General features: G+C 62.7%; 22 protein-coding genes and 4 riboswitches. Of the genes, 13 read left to right on the top strand and 9 right to left on the bottom strand.

The features are described from left to right. Positions 1-28: 28 nt before the first annotated feature. From nrdF to nrdH, 4 genes are all read right to left on the bottom strand, one after another. The gene (gene nrdF, locus PVW51_RS07545) at positions 29-1,006 is read right to left on the bottom strand and encodes a class 1b ribonucleoside-diphosphate reductase subunit beta (protein WP_269362372.1); all 978 of its coding nucleotides are present in this window, start codon (positions 1,004-1,006) and stop codon (positions 29-31) included. An 8-nt stretch (positions 1,007-1,014) separates the two neighbouring features. After that, positions 1,015-3,096, bottom strand: coding sequence for a class 1b ribonucleoside-diphosphate reductase subunit alpha (gene nrdE / locus PVW51_RS07540; protein ID WP_338019750.1), 2,082 nt, complete (start codon positions 3,094-3,096; stop codon positions 1,015-1,017). A gap of 68 nt (positions 3,097-3,164) precedes the next feature. After that, positions 3,165-3,581: a class Ib ribonucleoside-diphosphate reductase assembly flavoprotein NrdI gene (nrdI, locus tag PVW51_RS07535; RefSeq protein WP_269362374.1), complete on the bottom strand. Its 417-nt coding sequence runs from the start codon at positions 3,579-3,581 to the stop codon at positions 3,165-3,167. 10 nt (positions 3,582-3,591) lie between these two features. After that, positions 3,592-3,813, bottom strand: coding sequence for a glutaredoxin-like protein NrdH (gene nrdH / locus PVW51_RS07530; protein WP_114274842.1), 222 nt, complete (start codon positions 3,811-3,813; stop codon positions 3,592-3,594). Between the two features lie 96 nt (positions 3,814-3,909). Continuing rightward, positions 3,910-4,101: riboswitch (cobalamin riboswitch) on the bottom strand. 129 nt (positions 4,102-4,230) lie between these two features. Further along, a riboswitch (cobalamin riboswitch) is annotated at positions 4,231-4,429 on the top strand. 122 nt (positions 4,430-4,551) lie between these two features. Here nrdH and PVW51_RS07525 point away from each other — a divergent pair. The 8 genes from PVW51_RS07525 (at position 4,552) to PVW51_RS07490 (ending at position 12,732) form a co-directional block, all read left to right on the top strand. Then, on the top strand, positions 4,552-5,778 hold the full coding sequence (locus PVW51_RS07525) for an aromatic ring-hydroxylating oxygenase subunit alpha (protein ID WP_274574343.1): 1,227 nt from the start codon (positions 4,552-4,554) through the stop codon (positions 5,776-5,778). 4 nt (positions 5,779-5,782) lie between these two features. After that, the gene (locus PVW51_RS07520) at positions 5,783-6,856 is read left to right on the top strand and encodes a hybrid-cluster NAD(P)-dependent oxidoreductase (RefSeq protein WP_274574342.1); all 1,074 of its coding nucleotides are present in this window, start codon (positions 5,783-5,785) and stop codon (positions 6,854-6,856) included. Positions 6,857-6,876: 20 nt separating this feature from the next. Then, a riboswitch (cobalamin riboswitch) is annotated at positions 6,877-7,075 on the top strand. 171 nt (positions 7,076-7,246) lie between these two features. Next, positions 7,247-8,254, top strand: coding sequence for an ABC transporter substrate-binding protein (locus PVW51_RS07515; protein WP_274574340.1), 1,008 nt, complete (start codon positions 7,247-7,249; stop codon positions 8,252-8,254). 97 nt (positions 8,255-8,351) lie between these two features. After that, a riboswitch (cobalamin riboswitch) is annotated at positions 8,352-8,546 on the top strand. 171 nt (positions 8,547-8,717) lie between these two features. Then, the gene (locus tag PVW51_RS07510) at positions 8,718-9,728 is read left to right on the top strand and encodes an ABC transporter substrate-binding protein (protein ID WP_274574339.1); all 1,011 of its coding nucleotides are present in this window, start codon (positions 8,718-8,720) and stop codon (positions 9,726-9,728) included. Next, entirely contained in the window at positions 9,725-10,765 is a 1,041-nt protein-coding gene (locus PVW51_RS07505; RefSeq protein WP_274574338.1) for a FecCD family ABC transporter permease, read from the top strand. The genes PVW51_RS07510 and PVW51_RS07505 overlap by 4 nt, the downstream gene beginning before the upstream one ends. Beyond that, a complete protein-coding gene (locus tag PVW51_RS07500) occupies positions 10,762-11,529 on the top strand; it encodes an ABC transporter ATP-binding protein (protein ID WP_274574337.1) in 768 nt (255 codons plus the stop codon). Before PVW51_RS07505 ends, PVW51_RS07500 begins: the two co-directional genes overlap by 4 nt. Before the next feature lie 4 nt (positions 11,530-11,533). Beyond that, on the top strand, positions 11,534-11,959 hold the full coding sequence (locus tag PVW51_RS07495; RefSeq protein ID WP_274574335.1) for a pseudoazurin: 426 nt from the start codon (positions 11,534-11,536) through the stop codon (positions 11,957-11,959). Next, positions 11,956-12,732 carry a class I SAM-dependent methyltransferase gene (locus PVW51_RS07490; protein WP_274574334.1) on the top strand — a complete coding sequence of 259 codons (777 nt, stop codon included), beginning with the start codon at positions 11,956-11,958 and terminating at the stop codon, positions 12,730-12,732. Before PVW51_RS07495 ends, PVW51_RS07490 begins: the two co-directional genes overlap by 4 nt. Before the next feature lie 153 nt (positions 12,733-12,885). Here the strand turns inward: PVW51_RS07490 and PVW51_RS07485 are convergent, their stop codons facing one another. Together PVW51_RS07485 and PVW51_RS07480 are read right to left on the bottom strand one after the other, a co-directional pair. Then, positions 12,886-14,286 (bottom strand): sensor histidine kinase, encoded by a 1,401-nt coding sequence (locus PVW51_RS07485; protein ID WP_274574333.1) that lies wholly within the window; start codon positions 14,284-14,286, stop codon positions 12,886-12,888. Further along, entirely contained in the window at positions 14,283-14,957 is a 675-nt protein-coding gene (locus tag PVW51_RS07480; RefSeq protein WP_274574332.1) for a response regulator transcription factor, read from the bottom strand. Before PVW51_RS07480 ends, PVW51_RS07485 begins: the two co-directional genes overlap by 4 nt. Positions 14,958-15,093: 136 nt before the next feature. Here PVW51_RS07480 and PVW51_RS07475 point away from each other — a divergent pair, with 136 nt between their 5' ends. From PVW51_RS07475 to PVW51_RS07455, 5 genes are all read left to right on the top strand, one after another. Beyond that, positions 15,094-16,200, top strand: a complete 1,107-nt coding sequence (locus tag PVW51_RS07475) for a tricarboxylate transporter (protein ID WP_274574331.1) — start codon at positions 15,094-15,096, stop codon at positions 16,198-16,200. Positions 16,201-16,266: 66 nt separating this feature from the next. Continuing rightward, a complete protein-coding gene (locus PVW51_RS07470) occupies positions 16,267-18,294 on the top strand; it encodes a tripartite tricarboxylate transporter permease (protein ID WP_274574330.1) in 2,028 nt (675 codons plus the stop codon). A gap of 10 nt (positions 18,295-18,304) precedes the next feature. Continuing rightward, on the top strand, positions 18,305-19,396 hold the full coding sequence (locus tag PVW51_RS07465) for a 4-oxalomesaconate tautomerase (RefSeq protein ID WP_274574329.1): 1,092 nt from the start codon (positions 18,305-18,307) through the stop codon (positions 19,394-19,396). A gap of 51 nt (positions 19,397-19,447) precedes the next feature. Beyond that, positions 19,448-19,687, top strand: a complete 240-nt coding sequence (locus tag PVW51_RS07460; protein ID WP_274574328.1) for a hypothetical protein — start codon at positions 19,448-19,450, stop codon at positions 19,685-19,687. Next, positions 19,684-20,658: a D-2-hydroxyacid dehydrogenase family protein gene (locus PVW51_RS07455; RefSeq protein WP_274574326.1), complete on the top strand. Its 975-nt coding sequence runs from the start codon at positions 19,684-19,686 to the stop codon at positions 20,656-20,658. Before PVW51_RS07460 ends, PVW51_RS07455 begins: the two co-directional genes overlap by 4 nt. A gap of 10 nt (positions 20,659-20,668) precedes the next feature. Here PVW51_RS07455 and PVW51_RS07450 read toward each other — a convergent pair whose 3' ends face one another. From PVW51_RS07450 to PVW51_RS07440, 3 genes are read right to left on the bottom strand one after another with little or no spacing between them, the layout of a single operon-like run. Continuing rightward, on the bottom strand, positions 20,669-21,343 hold the full coding sequence (locus tag PVW51_RS07450) for a transporter substrate-binding domain-containing protein (RefSeq protein WP_274574324.1): 675 nt from the start codon (positions 21,341-21,343) through the stop codon (positions 20,669-20,671). Positions 21,344-21,362: 19 nt separating this feature from the next. Continuing rightward, positions 21,363-22,394 (bottom strand): AbrB family transcriptional regulator, encoded by a 1,032-nt coding sequence (locus PVW51_RS07445; RefSeq protein ID WP_274574323.1) that lies wholly within the window; start codon positions 22,392-22,394, stop codon positions 21,363-21,365. Further along, entirely contained in the window at positions 22,391-23,041 is a 651-nt protein-coding gene (locus tag PVW51_RS07440; RefSeq protein ID WP_274574322.1) for a GntR family transcriptional regulator, read from the bottom strand. The genes PVW51_RS07445 and PVW51_RS07440 overlap by 4 nt, the downstream gene beginning before the upstream one ends. Positions 23,042-23,090: the final 49 nt, after the last annotated feature.

The raw sequence follows: 23,090 nt of genomic DNA, 5'->3' as shown, positions 1-23,090 counted from the left end.
ATTCGAGACCGCTGTCCGCGCGGCGCGTTCAGAAATCCCAATCGGCGTCTTCTGTCGCCTCGGCCTTGCCGATGACATAGGATGAGCCGGAGCCGGAAAAGAAGTCGTGGTTCTCATCCGCATTGGGGCTGAGGGCCGCCATGATCGCCGGGTTCACCTTGCACAATTCCTCGGGGAACAGCGATTCGAACCCCAGGTTCTGCAGCGCCTTGTTGGCGTTGTAGTGCAGAAAGCTCTTTACATCTTCGGTCAGCCCCAGCGGGTCATAGAGCATCGCGGTATAGCGGGTCTCGATCTCGTAGAGGTCGAACATCAGCGCAAAGGCAAAGTCTTTCAATTCAGCCCGCTCCGCTTCGGTCAGCCGTTCCATGGCGCGCTGGAACTTGTAGCCGATGTAATAGCCATGCACCGCCTCGTCGCGGATGATCAGGCGGATCAGATCGGCGGTGTTGGTCAGCCTGGCGCGGCTGGACCAATGCATTGGCAGGTAAAAGCCGGAATAGAACAGGAAGCTTTCCAGAAACACGCTGGCCACCTTCTTGCGCAGCGGGTTCGATGTGGCGTCATATTCATCTAGGATCAGCCGCGATTTCTGCTGCAGCTGCGCATTCTCTTCCGACCAGCGGAATGCCTCGTCCACCTCGGCGGTGGAACATAAGGTCGAGAAGATGGAGGAATAGGACCGCGCATGGACCGCCTCCATGAAGGCGATATTGGTCAGAACCGCCTCTTCATGCGGCGTGACCGCATCGGCCATCAGCGCAGGTGCGCCGACGGTGTTCTGGATCGTGTCCAGCAGTGTCAGGCCGGTGAACACCCGGATCGTCAGGCGCTGTTCTTCCTCCGACAATTGCGACCAGCTTTGGATGTCGTTCGACAGCGGCATCTTTTCCGGCAGCCAGAAGTTCACCGTCAGACGGTTCCAGATCTCCAGGTCCTTGTCGTCCTGCAAACGGTTCCAGTTGATCGCGCGCGGCACGGGGCGGGAATGGGTCAGATCTTTCATTTCGGTCCTCACAACGAGCAGGAGACGCAGCCCTGCACCTCGGTTCCTTCCAGCGCCAGTTGGCGAAGGCGGATGTAATAGATTGTCTTGATGCCTTTCTTCCAGGCGTAGATCTGGGCGCGGTTGATGTCGCGGGTGCTGGCGGTGTCCTTGAAGAACAGCGTCAGCGACAGGCCCTGATCCACATGCTGCGTGGCGGCGGCATAGGTGTCGATGATCGCCTCCGGCCCGATTTCATAGGCATCCCGGTAGTACTCAAGATTGTCATTGGTCATATAGGGCGCCGGGTAATAGACGCGGCCCAGCTTGCCCTCCTTGCGGATCTCGATCTTCGAGGTGATCGGGTGGATCGACGAGGTCGAATTGTTGATATAGCTGATCGACCCGGTCGGCGGCACCGCTTGAAGGTTGCGGTTGAACAACCCGTCCTTCATGACCTCCTCTTTCAGCGCGTTCCAGTCCTGACGGCTGGGCACTTCGATGCCGAACTGATCGAACAGGGCCTTGATGCGCGCGGTTTCGGGCAGCCAGTCCCGTTCGACATAGGTATCGAAAAAACTGCCATCGGCGTATTTCGACGTTTCGAAACCGGCAAAGCTGCGGCCGCGTTCGCGCGCCAATGCGTTAGATGCGCGCAGACAGTGGAACAGCACCGTGGCAAAATAGATGTTGGTGAAATCCACACCCTCGGCGCTGCCGTAGTGGATATGCTCGCGCGCAAGGAAACCGTGCAGGTTCATCTGCCCGAGCCCGATGGCATGTCCTTCGTCGTTGCCCCGGCGCACGGAAGGCACCGAGTCGATGGCCGACAGTTCCGACACCGCGTTCAACGCCCGGATCGCCGCCTGCACCGTGCCCCCCAGATCGCCACCATCCATTGCCTTGGCGATGTTGAGCGACCCGAGGTTGCAGGAGATATCGGTGCCCAGATGCTTGTAGCTCAGATCGTCGTTGAATTCGGAGGCCTCGCTGACCTGGAGAATCTCGGAACACAGGTTCGACATGACGATGCGCCCCTTGACCGGGTTGGCGCGGTTCACCGTGTCCTCGAACATGATATAGGGATAGCCCGATTCAAACTGGATCTCGGCCAGCGTCTGGAAGAACGCCCGCGCGTTGATCTTTTTCTTTCGGATCCTGGGGTTATCCACCATCTCGTGGTATTTCTCGGTCACCGAGATTTCCGAGAAAGGCACCTTGTAGACCCGTTCCACATCATGCGGCGAGAACAGGTACATATCCTCGTTCTTCTTGGCCAGGGTAAAGGTGATGTCGGGGATGACCACGCCCAGCGACAGGGTCTTGATCCGGATCTTTTCATCCGCATTCTCGCGCTTGGTATCGAGGAAACGCAGGATATCGGGGTGGTGCGCGTTCAGATAGACGGCTCCGGCGCCCTGACGCGCGCCCAGCTGGTTGGCATAGGAAAAGCTGTCTTCCAGCAGTTTCATCACCGGGATCACCCCGGACGACTGGTTCTCGATCCCTTTGATCGGCGCACCATGTTCGCGCAGGTTGGTCAGCAGCAGGGCCACGCCGCCGCCGCGCTTGGACAATTGCAGGGCCGAATTGATGCCCCGCCCGATGCTTTCCATGTTGTCTTCCAGACGCAGCAGGAAACAGGAAATCAGCTCGCCCCTTTGCGCCTTGCCCGCGTTCAGGAAGGTCGGCGTTGCGGGCTGGAACCGGCCTGCGATGATCTCGTTCATCAGGCGCATCGCGTCGTCTTCACTGCCGCGCGCCAGCGTCAGGGCGACCATCACCACGCGGTCTTCGAAGCGTTCGAGATAGCGTTTCCCGTCCAGTGTTTTCAGCGTGTAGCTGGTGTAGTATTTGAACGCGCCCAGGAAGGTCGGAAAACGGAACTTCAGGGCAAAGGCTGCCGCCCAGATCCGGTGCAGGAAACCGCGGTCATATTGCTTCAGCACGGCCTCTTCGTAAAAGCCTTCGCTGACCAGATAGTCCAGCTTTTCATCCAGCGAATGAAAGAACACCGTGTTCTGGTTCACATGCTGCAGGAAGTACTGCCGCGCCGCCATGCGGTCGGCGTCGAAACGGATATGCCCCTGATCGTCATAGAGGTTCAGCATCGCGTTCAGCGCGTGGTAGTCGAGCCCCTGCCATTCGGCAGGCACCGCTGCGGCCGGGGCGCTGTCGGTCAGTTCGCGGTCAAGAGTTGCGTTTTCCAAAATCTGTCCAATCCATCCAGGACACGGGCGACATCACCGTCGGTCCCCGCGAGTTCAAAGCGATACAGCACCGGCACGGCGCATTTTCTGGCGATCACATCGCCCGCCAGCGCATAGGTCGCGCCGAAGTTCCGGTTGCCCGAGGCGATGACCCCGCGCAACAGCGCACGGTTGCGCGCAATGTTGAGAAAGCGGATCACCGGTTTGGGAACCGCGCCACGCCCCTGCCCGTCCGCAAAGGTTGGTGTGACCAGCACAAAGGGCGCGTCGGGAGCGGGCAGCGGCGCTTCGGGGTCCGGCGGAATACGCGCCGCCGCCAGACCGGTCCGGCCCACGAAACGATGCGTGTTCTGCGACCGGGACGAGAAATAGACCAGCCCGCCCATTGCCGCGCCCTCAGATCATCGCGCTGATCTTGTCGGGGCGGAATCCGGCCCAGTGATCATCGCCTGCCACCACGACGGGGGCCTGCCGATAGCCCAGACCCTGCACCAGTGCCATTGCCGCGGCATCCTCGGTCAGGTCGATCAGCTGAAAATCAATGCCGCGCATCTCAAGCGCGCGGGTGGTTGCGGTGCATTGCACGCAGGCCGGTTTGGAATAGACTGTAATGGTCATTTGCCCTGTCCTCACTATGGTGTTGGCACGAAAGGAAGGGCACGGGATCGGGCGCCAGTGGCACCGGAACACGCGCCCCGGCCCTCCGCCGCGGTCGTCATCTATGGTGCTCCGGCAGGTCTCCTGACTCGCAGCTCGGGTGTCGCGGCCCCCTTCCCGGTGCGGCATGCACCAGTGGTAACGGGACGTGACTCGCTGCTTACAGTTGCGGGGGCAGTGCCGGATTTTCACCAGCTTCCCTTTTCACCGGCAAGACGAGTCGCCGGCACCAAAGCAACTGCATATTGGGTGAACTTGAGGCAAACTGTCAATATATAGATGTCGGCCTTTTTACCTTCCCCTTCCGGGAAAATGCGTTGCTGTCTTTTCCAAGAGTGTTTTGGTCGCAAATAAATCTTCATAAAACATGCGTCCGGCCTATCATCACAGGACAAGGTGCGGGCTTCGGTCCGAGAATTGGGAAGCCGGCGAAAATCCGGCACTGCCCCCGCAACGGTAAGATCGTAATGCGGCGCATCAACGGCCACTGGGCAGGAGGAGCCCGGGAAGGCGTTGCGCCTCGGGCCCTCACGGGCTGCGATCAAGTCCGGAAACCAGCCTTGGTGAAGTTGTTCAACCGCGGGTGGCGGTCTTGGCACTGAATTGGCGCGCGGCACCTCCCAGAGGCTGCGGCCCATCGGTGTCTTGTGCTGTCATCTGCCCAAATCGATCCGCGGGGCGCGGCAGGAGACCAGAAAGATGACCCACCCACTCAGCGACCTGCTGGCACGGCGCCGCGCCGGCCATGCGCTGGAACAACCCTTCTACACCGATCCCGACGTCTTTCGCGCGGATATGGAAACGATTTTCTACCGCGACTGGCTGTTCGCCGTCCCTGCCTGCGAACTGACCAAAGCGGGCAGCTATGTCACCCATCAGGTCGGCAGCTACGGCGTGGTCATCGTGCGCGGTTCCGATGGCGTGATCCGCGCCTTTCACAATTCCTGCCGCCATCGCGGTTCGGTCATCTGCAACAAGGCAAAGGGCGTGTCGCCCAACCTGGTCTGCCCCTATCACCAATGGACATACAGTCTGGACGGAAAGCTGTTGTGGGCCCGCGAAATGGGGCCTGATTTCGATCCGTCACAGCATGGGTTGAAACCGGTCCATTGCCGGGATCTGCAGGGGCTGATCTATATCTGCCTTGCCGATGAAGCGCCCGATTTCGAGGCCTTCGCCGCCCTCGCGCAGCCCTATCTTGCGGTGCATGACCTGAGCGACGCCAAGGTCGCGCATGAGACAAGCATCATCGAAGACGGCAACTGGAAGCTGGTCTGGGAAAACAACCGCGAATGTTACCATTGCGGGGGCAACCATCCGGGCCTGTGCCGGTCCTTTACCGATGATCCGACCGTCACCGGCATCGAGGAAGGGGAGACACCGCCGCATCTTCAGGCCCATTTCGACCGGCTGGAAGATCAGGGCTATCCCTCGCAATTCCGCATGGCCGAGGACATGCAATACCGCCTTGCGCGGATGCCGCTTCTGCCGGGTGCCAAGAGCTTTACGATGGACCTGAAACCGGCGGTGACAAAGTTTCTCGGGCGGGTCCGGGACGACACCGCCGGCACTTTGCTGAAATACCATTACCCCACCACCTGGAACCATTTCCTGCCGGATCATTCCATCGTCTTTCGCGTCACACCGCTGACGGCGACGACAACGCAAGTCACGACCAAATGGCTGGTCCACAAGGATGCCGTGGAAGGTGTGGATTACGATCTCCAGCGCCTGACCGAGGTCTGGATCGCCACCAATGACGAGGACCGCCGGGTGGTGGAAGACAACCAGCGCGGCATCAATTCACCCGCCTATGAGCCCGGTCCCTATTCGCCCATCCACGAGACCGGCGTGATCGGTTTTGTCGACTGGTATTGCAACACGATGTCGCGGCGGCTGACCCCGACCCAGATGGCGGCGGAGTAACACGATGAAAGATATCGCCCATCCGTCCAATATCTTCTGGCAGGACGATGAACCGCTGGAATGCGTGTCGGTCATCCCCGAACTGGCCAATACCGCCACATTCACCTTTCGCGCGCCCTCGGGGGCGCTGTTCGACTTCAAGCCGGGTCAGTTCCTGACGCTGGAACTGCCGGTGCCCGGTGGCACCGTGCACCGGACCTATACGATTTCCTCCTCGCCCTCGCGGCCGCGGTCGATCTCGATCACCGTCAAGGCGCAGGCCGACAGCATCGGCACACGCTGGATGCTGGATCACCTGGAACCCGGCATGCGGCTGAAGGTGACGGGACCGGCGGGCTGGTTCACCCATACCGATTTCCCGTCAGACAAATACCTGTTCATCTCGGCCGGGTCCGGCATCACGCCGATGATGTCGATGACCACCTGGATGTTCGATCTGGGCACCGAGCCTGACATCGTCTTTGTGAACTGCGCGCGCCGCCCGTCCGAGATCATCTTTCGCCAGCGGCTGGAGCACATGGCCAGCCGGGTGCCGGGCATCGACCTGCACTGGATCGTCAAGGCGGCCGACCGGTTTGCGCCCTGGACCGGCTATCGCGGCCAGATCAACCAGCTGATGCTGGGCCTCATGGCCCCCGATTATCTGGAGCGCGAAGTCTTTTGCTGTGGGCCCGAGCCCTTCATGCAGACCGTGCGCGAGGCGCTTCAGGGTCTTGGCTATGACATGGATCGCTACCACCAGGAGAATTTCCAGGCCCCCACCCCGAACGAGGCCGAGGCCCCCGCGCTGGACGACATCGTGCCGGACGAGGATACCAGCGCCGAGATCACCTTTGCCACCTCGGGCGTCACTGCCAGGGTCGCACAGACCGACACCGTCCTGGCGGCGGCCAAGGCCAGCGGGCTCAACATCCCGTCGGGCTGCACCTTTGGCATCTGCGGCACCTGCAAGATCCGCAAGACGGAGGGCGATGTTCACATGGTCCATAACGGCGGCATCTCGGAAGATGATATCGCGGAGGGTTATATCCTGGCCTGCTGTTCGCACCCGATCGGCAAGGTCACTGTCGAGGTGTGATTGTATTCACCAGAACGAGAGGTTAACCAGTTTCTGTCGGTTTCCGAAAGGAATCAAAAGGGAATCCGCCACCGCGCAAGCGGTGAACCGGAACTGCCCCCGCAACTGTAGACGGCGAGTGCCAAGCCATAAATGCCACTGTGGTCCAAGGACCATGGGAAGGCAGCCAAGCACAGCGACCCGTCAGTCAGGAGACCTGCCGACATGCAACAGCAACGCGGTCCGGGCGGGGTGTCCGGGGAGGTGCCATATGACGTTTTCCTCAACGGGGCCTTTCGGGGTTTCCGGTAACTGCAACAATGCTCCTGCCCTCACGGCCGGCGCCGTGTTGCTGTCCGAGGTCGGCAATCCCTTCCTGTCTCCGGTCGCTTCATCAACCGGAGATCACATATGTCCCTCAAATCCCTGAGCGGCGCCGCCCTGACGGCAATGGTGCTGGCGCTGCCGGCATTGGCCAAAACCGACTATCCGCTGACCATCGACAATTGCGGCATAGAACTGGTGTTCCCGAAGGCCCCCGAGACTGTGGTTTCGCTTGGCCAGCGGGGCACCGAGATCCTGTATCAGCTGGGGCTGGCCGACCGGGTCAGGGCGACCTCGGTCTGGCGCAGTCCGGTGCTGCCGCAGTTCGCGCAAGTGGATGCCGGGATCGAAAGGCTGGACAACAACAACCCCTCCTTCGAGGCGGTGATCGAACGCCGCCCCGACCTGGTGACGACTGACCTGCAATATTACATCGGGATAAAGGGGTCCGTCGGCACGCGCCAGCAATTCGCGGACCTCGGCATTCCGGCCTACAACCTGCCGTCGGATTGTGCCGACCGGCCGCAGATGGAAACCTCGGACGGCCCGCGCCCGGTGCCCTTCGAGATGGACCTCGTTTATCGTGACATTGCCGAGCTGGCCGAGATTTTTGACGTTCAGGACCGGGGCGCGGCGCTGATCGCGGATCTGCGCAAGCGTGAAGCAGCGGCAAAGGCAAAGGTCGGCGCGGTCTCCGGAGATGTCAGCGTCGTCTTCTGGTTCTCGTCGGCAACCACGGAGGCCGACCCCTATGTCGCCGGGCAGAACGGCGCACCGGGCTACATGGCGCGGCAACTCGGGATGACCAACATCATCTACAGTTTCGAGGACTGGCCGACCGTGAGCTGGGAGACCATCGCCCGGAAAAACCCGACGATCATCGCCATCGCCGACATGAGCCGCCGCCGCTATCCGATGGATTCGACCGAGGCCAAGATGGCGTTCCTGACCGGCGATCCGGTGGCCAGCCTGATGGAGGCGGTCAGCGAGGGCCGGGTGCTGCCGATGGACGCGATGACGCTGAACCCTTCGACCCGGATCATCGACGGGCTTGAGGCACTGGCCGAAGCGATGGAGGCGCAGGGCCTGAAATGACCTGTGCCGCCGCCCCTGCCGCGCAGCTGCGACCCGTCGCGCTCCGGGCTGTGGTTGAGCGGCCCGAGATCGGCGATTGCGGCTGCGGAAATTGCTGGCTAGAACAACGCCTGTCGGTTTCCGCAAGGAATCAAAAGGGAATCCGCCACCGGTCCGCCGGTGAACCGGAACTGCCCCCGCAACTGTAGGCGATGAGCGTGCAGCGATCATGCCACTGTGGCCCCGTGCCATGGGAAGGCCGCTGCCGTGACGACCCGCCAGTCAGGAGACCTGCCGACAGCAAACGTAACGCGGCCCGGGCGGGGAGTCCGGGGAGGTGTCGAATGAACTTTGTCCAGCGGTGCATCCATGCACCCTCCATCGCCAACCTGCAGATGTCAGCCGCCCCGGTTGCCGTGCAGGCCAGCCATGGGTTCGCCATACCCTCTTTGTCTCCGGGCCCATCACACTCCGGAGACATAGGATGTATCACAAGACACTAAGGGCGGCCCTGCTGGGCGCGGTCTGTTTCGCGCCGGTGGCGCAGGCCCAGACGGCCTATCCCCTGACGATCGAGAATTGCGGCGTCGACGTCACCTTTGACGCGTCCCCTGAAACGGCGGTGACTGTCGGTCAGGCCGGAACCGAACTGATGTATGCGCTGGGGCTTGGCGACAGGGTTGCCGGCACCTCGGTGTGGTTCACCGAAGTGTTGCCGGAGTTCACCGAATTGAACGCTGGCATTGAACGTCTGGCCGACAATGACCCCAGCTTTGAATCCGTGGTCGAGAAGCGCCCCGATGTGGTTGTCGTGCAATATGAATGGCACATCGGCCCGCAGGGCATCGTCGCCACCCGCGACCAGTTTGCCGACCTTGGCATCCCGACCTTCGTACTGCCCGCCGATTGCTGGGCCAAGGACAACAGCACCGGATCGGACGGCACCCGTCTGGCCATGTTCGAAATGGACAGCATCTATGCCGGTGTCACCCAGTTGGCACAGATCTTTGACGTGTCCGAAAAAGGCGCGGCTCTGGTCGCGGATCTGAAAGCCCGCGAAGCGGCGGCCATCGAAAAGGCGGCGGCGCTGGATCTTGACGATGCTTCGGCCGTGTTCTGGTTCTCCTCCGCCGAGATGGACATCGACCCCTATGTCGCGGGCCGCAAGGGACCTCCGGGTTACATGATGGAGAAGCTCGGGCTGCGCAATGTCGTGGAAAGCGACGAGGAATGGCCGGTTGTCAGCTGGGAAAGCATCGCCCGCGCCAACCCTTCGGTCATCGTCGTCGCCGAAATGGACCGGCGCCGTTTCGAGGCGGATGATGTGGAGAAGAAGCTGGAATTCCTGCGCAGCGATCCGGTGACCAGCCAGATGGACGCGGTCAGGAATGACCGCATCGTGATCCTGAACGCGCATTCGATGGACCCCTCGATCCGCAATGTCACAGCGCTTGAGACATTGGCCGAGGCCCTGCCGGAGTTTGATCTTCAATGAGTGATCTGGCTGCCCCCCGCGTTTTGCGGCGCACATATGGGCTGCGGGTCGCGCAGGGGGCGGCCATAATGATGCTGGCCGTTCTGGGCGGTGTCGTCATTGGTGAGACGCCGCTGCCGCTTGCGACGGTGGCGGCGGTCTTTGCCAATAACATCTGGGACGCCGGGCTGATCGTCGATCCTATCGACGCCGGCATTATCTGGAGCTACCGGCTGCCGCGCACCCTGCTGGCTGCCGCCTGTGGAGCGGGCCTTGCCCTGTCGGGTGTCGTTCTGCAGGCTTTGGTGCGCAATGCGCTGGCCGATCCCTATTTGTTGGGCGTGTCCGCAGGGGCCGGAGCCGGTGCGGTTGCGGTCACCATTCTGGGCGTTGGCGGTGGTCTGCTGGGGATCTCGGGCGGGGCCTTTGTCGGGGCGACGCTGGCCTTTGCCGTGGTGGCAATGCTGGCGCGCGCGGCGGGTGGCGGTTCTGCGCAGCTGGTGCTTGCGGGCATCGCCGGTTCGCAGCTTTTCAACGCGCTGACATCCTTTCTGATCGCCAAATCGGCAAATGCCGAACAGGCGCGCGGGATCATGTTCTGGCTGCTGGGCAATCTGTCGGGGGTGCGCTGGCCCGATGTGGTGCTGGCGGCCCCCGTCACCGCGGTCGGCTTTCTGATCTGCCTGTGGTTTGCGCGGGCAATGGATGCGTTTTCCTTCGGCGTGTCCTCGGCGGCCTCGCTTGGCATCGCGGTGCGTCGGGTGCAGATCATGCTGATCGGTGCCGTGACCCTGATGACCGCCACCATGGTCAGCCTGGTCGGCTCCATCGGGTTCGTGGGCCTTGTGATCCCCCATGCCATGCGTTTCGTCGTCGGGCCACGGCATGCGCGGCTTGTGCCTGCCTCCGCCCTGGCGGGGGCGGTCTTTCTGATCCTGGCGGATATCGCATCGCGCATGCTGATCCCCGGTCAGGTTGTCCCGATTGGTGTGGTCACGGCGCTGGTTGGCGCGCCGGGCTTTGCGCTGATCCTTGTGCGCAACAGGAGATGGTCATGAGGCTTGAGGCAAGATCCCTTGGCTGGGCGGCAGGGTCGCGGCCCATTGTCGAGGACGTCTCGCTTGAGGTTGCGCCGGGTGAGACGCTTGGCCTGATCGGCCCGAACGGTTCCGGCAAATCCACGCTGCTGCGCCTTTTGGCGGGGCTGCTGACGCGCCGCACCGGCACCGTGCTGCTGGACGGCGCGCCCCTGACCACGCTCAGCAGGCGCGACATCGCCCATAAGATTGCGGTTGTGGAACAGATCGCCGAAACCTCCGAGGCACTTTTGGTGCGCGATGTGGTCGAGCTGGGACGCACGCCCTGGCTGTCGGCGCTGGCCCCTTTCGGTGCGCAGGACCGGGCCATCGTGACCGATGCGCTGGAGGCCGTGGGCATGGCCCAGATGGCAGGGCACCGCTGGGCCACGCTGTCGGGCGGTGAACGCCAGCGGGTCCAGATCGCACGGGCACTGGCGCAGCGGCCGCGCATCCTGATCCTGGATGAGCCGACCAACCATCTGGATATCCACCACCAGCTGTCGCTGCTGCGGCTGGTGGCCAATCTGCCGGTGACGGTGGTCATGGCGCTGCATGATCTCAACCAGGCGATGGGCTGTGACCGCCTGGCGGTGATGGAGGGCGGGCGGATGGTCGCCTGCGGGCCGCCCGATGAGGTGCTGAGCACCGCGCGGCTGGCCTCGATCTTTCGCGTTCAGGCCACCCGGCTCCGCGACCCCGCCGACAATGCAACTGTCTTTCGCTTTCTATGTCACGAGGTGTGAACCGATGAAGCATATTGCGCTGCTGACGATCCTGTCCGCCCTGCCCCCCTTGGTGGCCCTTGCCGAAACGCATGAGGTGCAGATGTACACACGCAACGGTCAGGGGGCGATGATCTATGAACCGGAATTTCTGAAAATCGCCCCCGGCGACGCGGTGCGTTTCATCCCAGTGCAATCGGGGCATAATGCCGCGATCATCGACGGGATGCTGCCGCTGGGTGCCGTGCCGTTCAAAAGCCAGATCAACGAAGAGTTCACCGTGACATTGACAGTGCCGGGCAGCTACGGAATCAAATGCTCGCCGCATTTCGCGATGGGAATGGTCATGTTGATTCAGGTCGGAGACATTCCCCAAGCCGATTTTCCAGCCGATCTTCCGCGCCGCGCCAAAGATCGTTTCACCGCCATCCTTGCCCGGGAAACCGAATGACCCTGAACCACGATCTGACCGAGGAAATCCGCGCCCATTGGTCCCGGCGCGCTGCAACCTTTGATATGTCCTTCGGGCACCGCATCGAGCCGGGCGCGGAAGCGGCGGCCTGGGCAGCCCCGATGCGCGAACATCTGGGACCGGCCCCCAGGCGTGTGCTTGAGCTGGCCTGTGGCACGGGCGAGGTCACCAGGCTGATCCATGATCAGGGCCATGACGTCACCGCGCTTGATTTTTCCGAAGCCATGCTGGCCCGGGCGCGTGAAAAACACGCAGGCAAGCCGCGTTTGCGGTTCCTTCATGCCGATGCCACACGCACGCTGGAGCCTGACAACAGTTATGACGCCGTGCTTTGCCGCCATCTGGTCTGGACATTGGTCGAGCCGGAGGCCGCCTTTGCCGATTGGTATCGCGTTCTGCGCCCCGGCGGACGGCTGCTGATCTATGACGGTGACTGGGCGAACCTGCCGCTTGCCGGGCGGGTGGCCGCCCGGGTTCTGGCGCTGTGGAACAGGATTTCGCCCGAGCCGCATATTGACGGGGCGGTGGGCGAACAGCATCGCGCGATCATGCGGCGTCTGCCCTTTGCTGGGGGGCTGAGGGCCGAACAGCTGGTGCCGATGCTGGAGGCGGCCGGGTTCTCGCCAATCCGGCAACTCTCCCATGCGCCGATTGCGCGGGCGCAGCGGCAGACCACCGGGTTGCGCAACAACCTGCGGACCCGGCTTTACGACCGGTTCATCCTGCTGGCCGAAAAACCGCCGATCGCCTGATTTATCCCAGCGGTCAAAATCATCGGGGCGCTCTGACGCAACCGGGTAAAGCGCGCGGCCTTGAACATGAAGCGCCAATACCCTGCCGCGCTTCGCGCTCTCGGGACATCGGCGATACGGCGAGTATCAGGTTAAAGGCGGGACGCTGTATCGTCAGTCGCTTCTGCGGCGGCTGTCGTGCGGCAGGTCCCCTTCGTCCAAAGGAAGCGCGAGCAGCACAGCCGTCCCCTCCGATATGTCGAGCAGCCTGAGCGACCCGCCGTGGTTTTCCATCACCCGCGCCGCGATGGGCAGGCCCAGCCCGCTGCCCGGGCCGCCATTGGCCTGACCGAAACGGCTGACCGCTTCGACGAATTTTTCGCGCGGGATGCCGACGCCGTTGTCCTTCACCTCGATCACGGCCATCTCGCCCTCTCTGGCCAGGTTGACCGCGATGGCTGACATGCCGGGGCCGCCATGCACCACGGCATTCATCAACAGGTTCAAAAAGGCCTCCTGCAGCATGAATTCGTCGCCCTTAATCACGACCGCCCTGTCGGGAAGCGCGAGGGTCAGTTCCACTTGCCTCGGCGCGATCTGGGCCTTGAAGCGCTCGGTGATCTGGCTCAGCAGGTCGCGCAGGTCGATCCGGGTGCCGGAGCGGTCAACATCTGTGCCGCTCGCCCGCTCAAAGGATAAAAGCTGGTTTGTCAGGCTGCTCGCCTCACGGGCGGCATCGACCAGTTCGGCGCTGCGCGCGATGGCGGATTCGCGGCTCGGGGCGTTCTGCACCGCCTCGGCCAGGGCGAGCACACCGGCGACAGGGTTTCGCAACTGATGGGCGGCGTTGGAGATGAATTCATCCTTCGAGCTGATCCGGCGAGAGACGCGGTCCAGCAGGGTGTTCAGCGTTTCGACAAGTTTGCGGGCCTCTATCGGCACCGGACGGCGGATCGGCTCCAGGTCGGTGGGGGTCCTGCGGGCAATGGCCATTTCCAGATCCAGCAGCGGGCGCAGGCCAAGGGCGACGCCGAACCAGACGACAAGGGCCACCGAGGCCACGAGCAGGCCGATGACAGCGAATGATCGCGTCACGACTTCATGCACGAAGTTGTTGCGCACATCGGCATTCTGCCAGACCGTGATGTTGAAAACCCCGCTGACACCGCTGATCGTCGTGCCATCCTGAAACCGCAGGACCCGCACCTCCTCGCCCCGGTAGCGGGCGTCGTAATAATAGGGTTCGGCCCGATTCTGGGGGGCCGACGGGGGTTGCACCGGCGGGGTTGCGTAGCCGGTGACAAAGACGCCGTCGGGCGCATAGACGTGGTAGAAAATCTCGCCCCCCGAGGTATCGCTGAGGATGGCGCGGGTCGGCGGGCTCAGCGCGTCGCCATCCGAAACCGCGATATCGCGCGAAATTGCGAGGGCCGCAGAGAGAAGACCCCGGTCAAAGATGCCTTCGGCCCTGAGTGTCGTTGTCCTGTATTGCCAGATCCCGGTGATCAGGGCGATCAGCAGCAAAGGGGTCAGGATGATCAGGATCAGCCGGGAGCGGAGCGAATGCGGCCTCATTCCGCCTGCCCGGTCAGGAGTTGATAGCCCAGACCGCGCTGGGTCTTGATCTGGATGCCATGGGGGCTGAGCCTGCGGCGCAGGCGCGAGACATAGACCTCGACCACCGTATCGGCCACATCGGTGCCGACACCATAGGCATGGTCCAGCAGGGTGCTTTTGGTCACCAGCCTGCCATTGGCGGCATAGAGGCATTCGAACATGGACATCTCACGGCGTGGCAGGTCGATCTCGGTTTCACCGTCGAACAACTGCCGACCGGCGACATCATATTGCAGGGCGCCCACGGCCTCGCGCTGTTGCTGGGGAATGGCGCGCCTGCGCAGCAGGGCGCGCACGCGGGCTTCCAGTTCCGCCATGTCGAAGGGTTTGATCAGATAATCATCGGCACCGGCATCAAGCCCGAGCACGCGGTCCTCGGTCTCTGCCCTTGCGGTCAGCAGGATCACCGGCCGGGTATCGCCCCGCTGGCGCATCTGGCGCAGCAGCGTCAGCCCGTCCACCCCCGGCAGGTTGATGTCGAGGATGACCAGATCGGCCCCGTCGGCCTGCAGGTAGGTTTCCGCTTCGGCGCCATCGGCCAGATGATCCACGGCATGGCCTGCGTCTTGCAGACGGTATCCGATGCCCTTGGCCAGGCTTCCATTGTCCTCGATCAGCGTAATCCGCACGGCACTTATTTTCCCGCATGCAAGTTTCATGAAAGGTTCGCAGTTCACTCAGCGTAGATCAACAGGGGGCGGACACCCCCTCGTGATTCTAATTTGGTCCCTCCAATACCAGGGACTACATTCAAGGGAGGAAGATATGTCCACTTTCAAAACCACGCGTCGCGTGGCCGTTGGTCTCGTCGCCGCTGCCGCTGCAACATTCTCGGTCAAGGCACATGCCGAAGGCCAAACCATGGATATGGCGGGCAAGACCGTCGAATGGATCATCCCGTTCTCGGAAACCGGCGGCTCGGCCAAATGGGCCAACTTCTATGCCCCGCTTCTGTCCGAGGCGCTGCCGGGTCAGCCCACGGTGGTCGTGAAGTTCATGCCGGGTGCCGGTTCGACCAAGGGTGCGAATTATTTCCAGTCGCAGACCTTTGAGGACGGCACCACCATCTTCGGCTCCAGCGGCTCCACACAATTCCCGTTCCTGCTGGGTGATCCGCGCGTCAAGTTCGACTATGCCGACTGGAACGTTGTCCTGGCCTCGGGGACCGGCGGTGTCGCTTATCTGCCGCCCGACCTGGCGGCGAAGATGGACGGCATGGACGCCAGCGCCCTCAAGGAAGTCGATTTCATCTATGGCAACCAGGGTGCCACGCGCCTTGACCTCGTGCCGACACTGGCCTGGGAAATGCTGGGCCTGAATGTCGAAAGCGTCATGGGCATCAAGGGCCGTGGTGATGGCCGCCTGATGTTTGAACGGGGCGAAGCCAACATCGACTATCAGACATCCTCCTCCTACCTGTCGGGCGTGACGCCGCTGGTCGAGGCGGGCACAGCCGTGCCGATGATGACCTGGGGCGCGCTGGATGACGATGGCAACATCGTGCGCGATCCGACCTTCCCCGACATCCCGACCTTCAAGGAAGTCTGCGAAGCCACCGAGGGCTGCGAAACCTCCGGCGAGAGCTGGGATGCCTGGAAAGCGTTCTTCATCGCCGGTTTCCCGGCGCAGAAGATGGTCTTCCTGCCCAATGGCGCCTCCGAAGCGGCGATTGCGACCTATACAGCCGCCTTCGAGGCCATCAAGGCGCGTCCCGATTTCGCCGCGATTTCGGAAAAGCGTCTGGGCAAATACCCCCAGATGACCGGCGTGCCTGCGCAAAAGGCGCTTGCCAGCGCCACCAAGGTCACACCCGAGGCCAAGGCCTTCATCCAGAACTGGCTGCAGGAAAAATACGGCGTGTCGCTGAACTGAGACCCGCTTTGCGAGCGCCCCGCCGACAGGCGGGGCGTTTGACCAAGCGGATCGGGAGGATTTGTCATGGAAGTCATCATGGAGGCGCTGCCGGCGCTGGGCAGTGCGTGGGGGCTGATCTTGCAGCCCGTCGTACTGGGTTACCTCACACTTGGTGTTCTGATGGGCCTTTGCATCGGGGTGTTTCCCGGTCTGGGCGGCATCGCGGGGCTGTCGCTGCTCTTGCCGTTCATGTTCGGGATGGACCCGATTCTGGGGCTTGCGCTCATGGTGGGGATGGTGGCCGTGGTGCCGACATCGGATACTTTCGCCTCTGTTCTGATGGGCATTCCGGGATCGTCTGCCAGCCAGGCAACGGTGCTGGACGGCTTTCCCATGGCCAAGAAGGGACAGGCCGCGCGCGCGCTGTCCGCCGCCTTTGCCTCATCGCTGTTCGGCGGTCTGGTCGGCGCGAGCTTCCTGACGATCTTCATCCTGATCGCCCGGCCCATCGTGCTGGAGTTCCGCACGCCTGAATTGCTGATGATCACCATCTTCGGCCTGTCAATGGTCGGCATTCTTGCAGGGCGCGTCGCCATCAAGGGCATCGTCGCCGCCGGTCTGGGCATGCTGATCGGCACCATTGGCGAGGGTGCCTCTTCGGGCGATCTGCGCATGTCGTCCTATGATTTCCCCTATCTGGCGGACGGGCTGAAACTGGTCATCGTCGGCCTTGGCATCTTTGCCATTCCCGAGATCATCTCGCTTCTCCGGCAGGACCGCGCCATTGCACGCGAACCGCAGCTTGGCGGCGGCTGGCTGGAGGGTGTCAGGGACTGGTGGGCCAACATCTGGCTGTCGGTCCGCTGTTCCATCATCGGCGTGATCGTGGGTGTCATCCCCGGCCTTGGCGGGTCTGTCGTTGACTGGATCGCCTATGGCCATGCGGTGCAGACCACCAAAGACAAGTCGCAGTTCGGCAAGGGCGAAGTGCGTGGCGTGATCGGGCCGGAAAGCTCGAACAATGCCAAGGAAGGCGGCGGGCTAGTCCCGACCTTGCTGTTCGGCATCCCGGGGTCCGGGTCCATGGCGATCTTCATCGGCGCGATTGCCCTGCTGGGCTCCGGCCAGATCGAGGTCGGCCCGGCCATGCTGAAGAACAACCTTGATATCACCTATTCCATCGTCTGGCTGCTGGCCCTTGCCAATGTGGTCGGTACGGTCATCTGCATCGCGGCTTCGGGCGGGATTGCCAAGCTGACGACGATCCGGTTCGCGCTGCTGGCCCCGTTCCTGTTCATGATCATCAGCTTTGCCGCCTTCCAGTCCGGCCAGAACCTGATGGACCTGGTGGCGCTTCTGGGCATCGGTTTCCTTGGCATCATGATGCGCCGCTTTGACTGGTCGCGCCCGGCCTTCCTGATCGGTTTCGTGCTGGCCCGCCCGGCCGAGACCTATGCCAACCAGGCCGTGCAGATCGCGCAAAGCCAGTTCCGCAAGAGCTTTGGCGAAGGCATCGAATATATCTTCTCGCCCATCGTCATCATCCTTTTGATCATCACGGTGATCTCCGTCGTGCTCGGGCTGCGTCAGGCCAAGAACATCCTGGCCGAGGGTGACGTGCAATCCGGGTCCAAGCGGGCACCCTTCGTGTTCCTGCTGATCATCACCGGCTACATCGCCTATGCCTACTACGATGCGGCGTCGATCCCGGAGTACAGCCGCGACCGGACTTTCCCGATGTTCGTGGCCGGGGTCTGTCTGCTGGGCTGTGCCGCGCTGATCATCCGCATGATGCTGAAGCCCGAGACCGACACGATCTTTGCCGACCGCGAGTTGAACGGCGAAGACGCCAGTGCGACCCATGGGCTGTGGCCGACACTGTCGTGGTTTGCAGGCCTTCTGGTGCTGACCGCGCTGTTCGGCTTTATCCTGGCACTTGGCCTGTTCCTGTTTGCCTTCATGAGGTTCCGCGCGGGTGTCAGTACGCTTTATGCCGTGATCTACACGGGCGCCGGGATCGCCTTCATGTGCGGCATGGCGTGGTTGCTGAACCGTGATTTCCCGCCGGGACTTTTGCAGGAATACACCAACTTCCCCTGGCCCTTTAACTGAGAAGACTGACATGACGCAGACCGCAATCCCTTTCGTCTTCATGCGGGGCGGCACCTCGCGCGGGCCCTATATGAACCGCGCCGACCTGCCCGAAGATCTTGAAGCCCTGGCCGAAACGCTGATCGCGATCGTGGGTTCGGGGCATCCACTGAACATCGACGGTGTGGGCGGCGGGGCCGCCGTGACAACGAAGGTGGCGATGCTTTCGCGCTCGGATGATGAATGGGCGGAGGTTGACTACTTTTTCGCGCAGGTCAGCGTCGAGGACCGGCTGGTCGATTTCAAACCCACCTGCGGCAATATCCTGTCCGGTGTCGGCCCTGCCGCCATCGAAATGGGGCTGGTCGAGGCGCAGGAGGGCCAGACAACCGTCAACATCCGCGCCGTCAACACCGGGGCAAGGGTGGCCGCCATCGTGCAGACGCCCGGCAAGGTGGTCAGCTATGACGGTGCCGCGCAGATTGACGGCGTGCCGGGAACATCCGCCCCCGTGGCGTTGCAATTCATGGATACCGTTGGGGGTGTCACGGGGGCATTCCTGCCGACCGGCAACCTGATCGACACGATAGACGGGATCGAGGTGACCTGCGTGGATGTGGCCATGCCGATGGTCATCGCCAGGGCCGCAGACTTTGGCCTGACCGGCTATGAGACGGCCGCCGAGTTGGACGAGAACGCCGGTTTCTACGCCCGGATGGAGGCCATCCGGCTGGAGGCGGGCAAGCGCATGGGGATGGGGGACGTTTCCAGATCCGTCACGCCGAAATTCGGGCTGCTGGCCCCCGCAACGCAGGGCGGCACCATTGCGACGCGCTATTTCATGCCGTGGAAATGCCATCCCACGATGGCGGTGACCGGTGCGCAATGCCTCGCCTCATGTGTGCTGACGCCCGGCACGGTGGCCGACGGCCTGGCCGCGATACCGAAGGAGACTCCCGCGACGATCACGCTTGAGCATGCCAGCGGCACCATAGATGTCGTTGTGGATTTCGAGAATACCGCGCAGGGCTTCAACCTGAAATCAGCCGGGCTGGTGCGCACGGCGCGCAAACTGGCCGCCGGAGAGGTCTTTGTTCCCCGCGCGATCTGGACGGGGCATTGACCTCGGCGCATTTCGGTATACAATGGTATACAATAAAAGAGGGCGGCGAGAATGATGGAAGACTACGAAGAATGTCTGGCGATTGCCCGGTCGGAGCTGACCCTGGCGCGCCAAAGCCTGAACGCTGAGATCGCAAACTATCCGACACCGATTTCCGGGTGTGACGCACAGTTCAATCACCTGCTGGCGGAGCGCGAAAAGGTGCGCCGCACCCTGCAAACGCTGGATGATGCCGTTTTCGTGCCTACACCGCGATCACCAACGCCGAATGCCGGTGTCGAAAGCCGATGAAGGTTCATATCCTCGACGATTGGTTCGATACGCTGCGCGGGCTGGCGTGTTTCTCGATGCTGGATGGTCATGACGTGACGGTCTGGACCGATCATCAGCCTGACCCCGCCGCCCTTGCCGCGCGCGTGCAGGAGGCCGAGGCGCTGGTGCTGTTCCGCGAACGCACCCCCATCGGCGCGGACCTGCTTGCGCTTTTGCCAAAGCTCAGGCTGATTTCGCAGCGCAGTGTCTATCCGCATATCGACGTGGAGGCCTGCAGCGCGCACAACGTGCTGCTCTGTTCGAACATGCACGGCGGTACGCCATCCTATGCGGCGGCGGAACACACGCTGGCGCTGATCCTTGCCAGCTATCGCCAGATCCCGCAGCAGGCGGCCTCGCTCAGGGCCGGAAACTGGCAGTCGGGCGTCGGGCGCACCCTGCGCGGCCGCACCCTTGGCCTTTACGGCTATGGCCGGATTGCCGGTGCCGTTGCGGGTTACGCCAGGGCACTGGGCATGAAGGTGCAATGGTGGGCCTCCGAAGCGGGCCGTGCGCGGGCCGCACAGGACGGAGAGACTGTCGCCCCCTCCCGCGAGGCCTTCTTTGCCTCTTCCGATATCGTGAGCGTTCACGTCCGCCTGAAACCGGAGACACGCGGGATCATCACCGCTGCGGATCTGGCCGCGATGCAGCCAAGGGCGCTTTTCGTGAATACCTCGCGTTCGGGGCTGGTCGGCAAGGGTGTGCTGGAGGCGGAGATTGCCAGGGGCCGGATTTACGCGGCGGTCGACGTCTTTGATCACGAACCGCTGAGGGATGTCTCTGACCCGCTTCTTACCCATCCCAACGTCCTGGCGACGCCCCATATCGGTTATGTCACCGAGGACGAGTTCGATCTGCAATTCACGGATATCTTCGAACAGATCAACGCCTATGCCAATGGCGCACCGATCCACATGATCAACGAAGCGGTCTGGACCGGGCGCTGACCCCGCAGGTTCAGCTGGCGGCGGCCACAAAGCCATCGGCAATCGCGCGCGCGACAAAATCGTCCAGCGCGCCGATCAGCGGGTGGTCCGCGCGTGGCAGAACCATCGCCTGCCGCACCGAGGTCAGCACGCCCGGCAGGATCCGCACCGCCGGATCATCGCCGAAAAAGCCCACCAGCGATTCACGGACCCCGGCAACCGCATCGCAGCGCCCGGCGCGGAATTCGGCAAAGCTTTCGGGCGGGGTGCCGGAGCGTTCCAGCGTGGCATGCTGCAGCGATTTGGTCAGATGCATGTCATAGGCGGAGCCGGTGGAGGTCAGCACGCGCAGCCCTGCCCGGTCCACTGCGCCGACCTCTGTCAGGTCCGAGGAGGCGCGCACCGCAAAGGTGGCCTCGATCACCTTGTAGGGCCGGGTGAATGCAATCTTTCTGGCCCGTTTCTCATCAATGGCAAGAAATCCCACATCCCATTTGTCATGCTCCGCATCGTCAAAGACCTTTCCCGCACCGTCGTAGATCACCGGCACCATCTGCGCGCCGATCTCTGTCGCGAGGCGTCGCGCCAATGCCGGGCTGATCCCGTTCAGGACGTCTCCGTCCTGTTGCACCAGCGCCCGATTGCCTGTGTTGATCGCGACCCGCAAACGGGTGTCGCGCGCGAGAGTGTCCAGGGTTGAAGTCATCTTTGAAGGTTCCTTTGGGTCATGGGTCGGTCGCCGTGGTCTTGAACAACCGCGCGAAAAGCGGCGCACCGATGATGACAACAAATATGCGTAACACATGATGCGCCACCACAAAGGCCATATCGGCACCAACGATCAGGGCCAGCACCGTCAGTTCGGCCTGCCCGCCGGGTGCGAAGGCGAGGATGGTCTCCATCGCGGGGGCGAGGCCCAGCAGATGGATGGTCTCGGCCATGATGATGGTCAGAATGATCAGAACGACACAAAAGCCGAGCGCCGCCGTGACAGACGTCCGGATCTCGGACATGGTCACGCCGCCGTATTTGGTGCCGACCCCCATGCCGATGAAGAACTGTGCCGCCCATACCGCCTCTGCCGGGGGGCGGTGCTGCAGCAAGCCCGTCAGGGCGCAGCCCGCAGCCAGGATCAGCGGCCCCAGGATAGATGCCCCGAACATGCCCGCCCGCTTCGCGACCTGCCAGCCGACAAACCCGCAAAAGACCATCAGGGCCAGCTGCGACAGGGGGATCGAGGCCGCAGGCTGGCCCGGCGGATTGCTGAGGTCTGCATCCCAGGCCCATCGAAGCAGGAAGGGCAGGACAACGACGATGACCATGACCCGCGTCGCATGGATCAGCGAGAGGGCGCGGACATCTGCGCCTGCTTCTTCTCCGAACAGCACCATGTCCTGAAATCCGCCCGGCATGGCGCTGTAATAGCTGGTTGGAAAATCATATCCCCAAAGCCGTTGAAAATACGGCACGCCGACCGCCCCGATGGCAAGTACCATCACCGGGATCAGCACCAGTGTCGGCCACATCGCCCCCATGGATACCAGCAAAGAGACCGTGAAGGTCGCCCCGACAGCAACGCCCAGAATGGTGCGCATGCCATCGCCCAGCAACTTGTTGCCGCGCATCGGCACCCCGGCGAGCGAGGCGATCAGGCAGGCAAGGATCGGCCCCAGCAGCCAGGGCAAGGGCAGGCCCAGAAGGTGAAAGGCGGCAACGCCACCGGCCGCCACGCCAAGTGCGGTGATTAAACGGATCATGCGCCCTGTGCCTTCAGCCTGTGGCGCAGCGAGGTTTCCAGGTGAAGTGCGGCGGCTGCCCCGGCGGCCTTCGCATCGCCGCTCCGGATCGCCTCGATGATGTCACCGTGCTGCTGGCAGACCGTTTTGATCCGCGCTTCATCTTCCAGCGTTGTGGGCCCCAGCAGCATCAGGGCGTTGTTCAGCGCCTGAGCCGAGGCCAGCAGGAACCGGTTTCGCGCCGCAAGGCAGATACACCGGTGGAAGTCCTGATTGATCGCGGAGGCTGTGCGCGCATCGTCGCGCGCCGCGAATATCCGGTCGTTCATATCCACCATCGTGTCGATCTCTGCCGGGCTGGCGTGTTTGGCCGCCATCTCTGCCGCCGTGCGTTCCAGCACCACGCGCATCTCGTAAAGCTCCACGATCTCGGGGTGTGTCAGGGTGCGGATGACGGCGCCGATCCGTGCACGGTGCTCGACGATCCCGTCACTCTCCAGCTTGCGCAGCGCTTCCCGCACGGGTGTGCGCGACAATGCCAGACGTTCGGCAACTTCCACTTCGCGCAGCCGGTCGCCGGGTTGATAGGTCCCTGACCGGATCGCGGCGTGGAGCTGCTGGTAGGCCGCCTCGCCTTGGGACAGCCCTTGCGTTTCAACTTTCTGCACGGTATTGCCTCATATTGTATCCACTCGGATACAATGCAGCCATTCGAGG

It is taken from the genome of Sulfitobacter sp. PR48, assembly GCF_028807335.1.
GTDB lineage: Bacteria > Pseudomonadota > Alphaproteobacteria > Rhodobacterales > Rhodobacteraceae > Sulfitobacter.
This window is presented reverse-complemented; position numbering and strand designations above follow the sequence as displayed.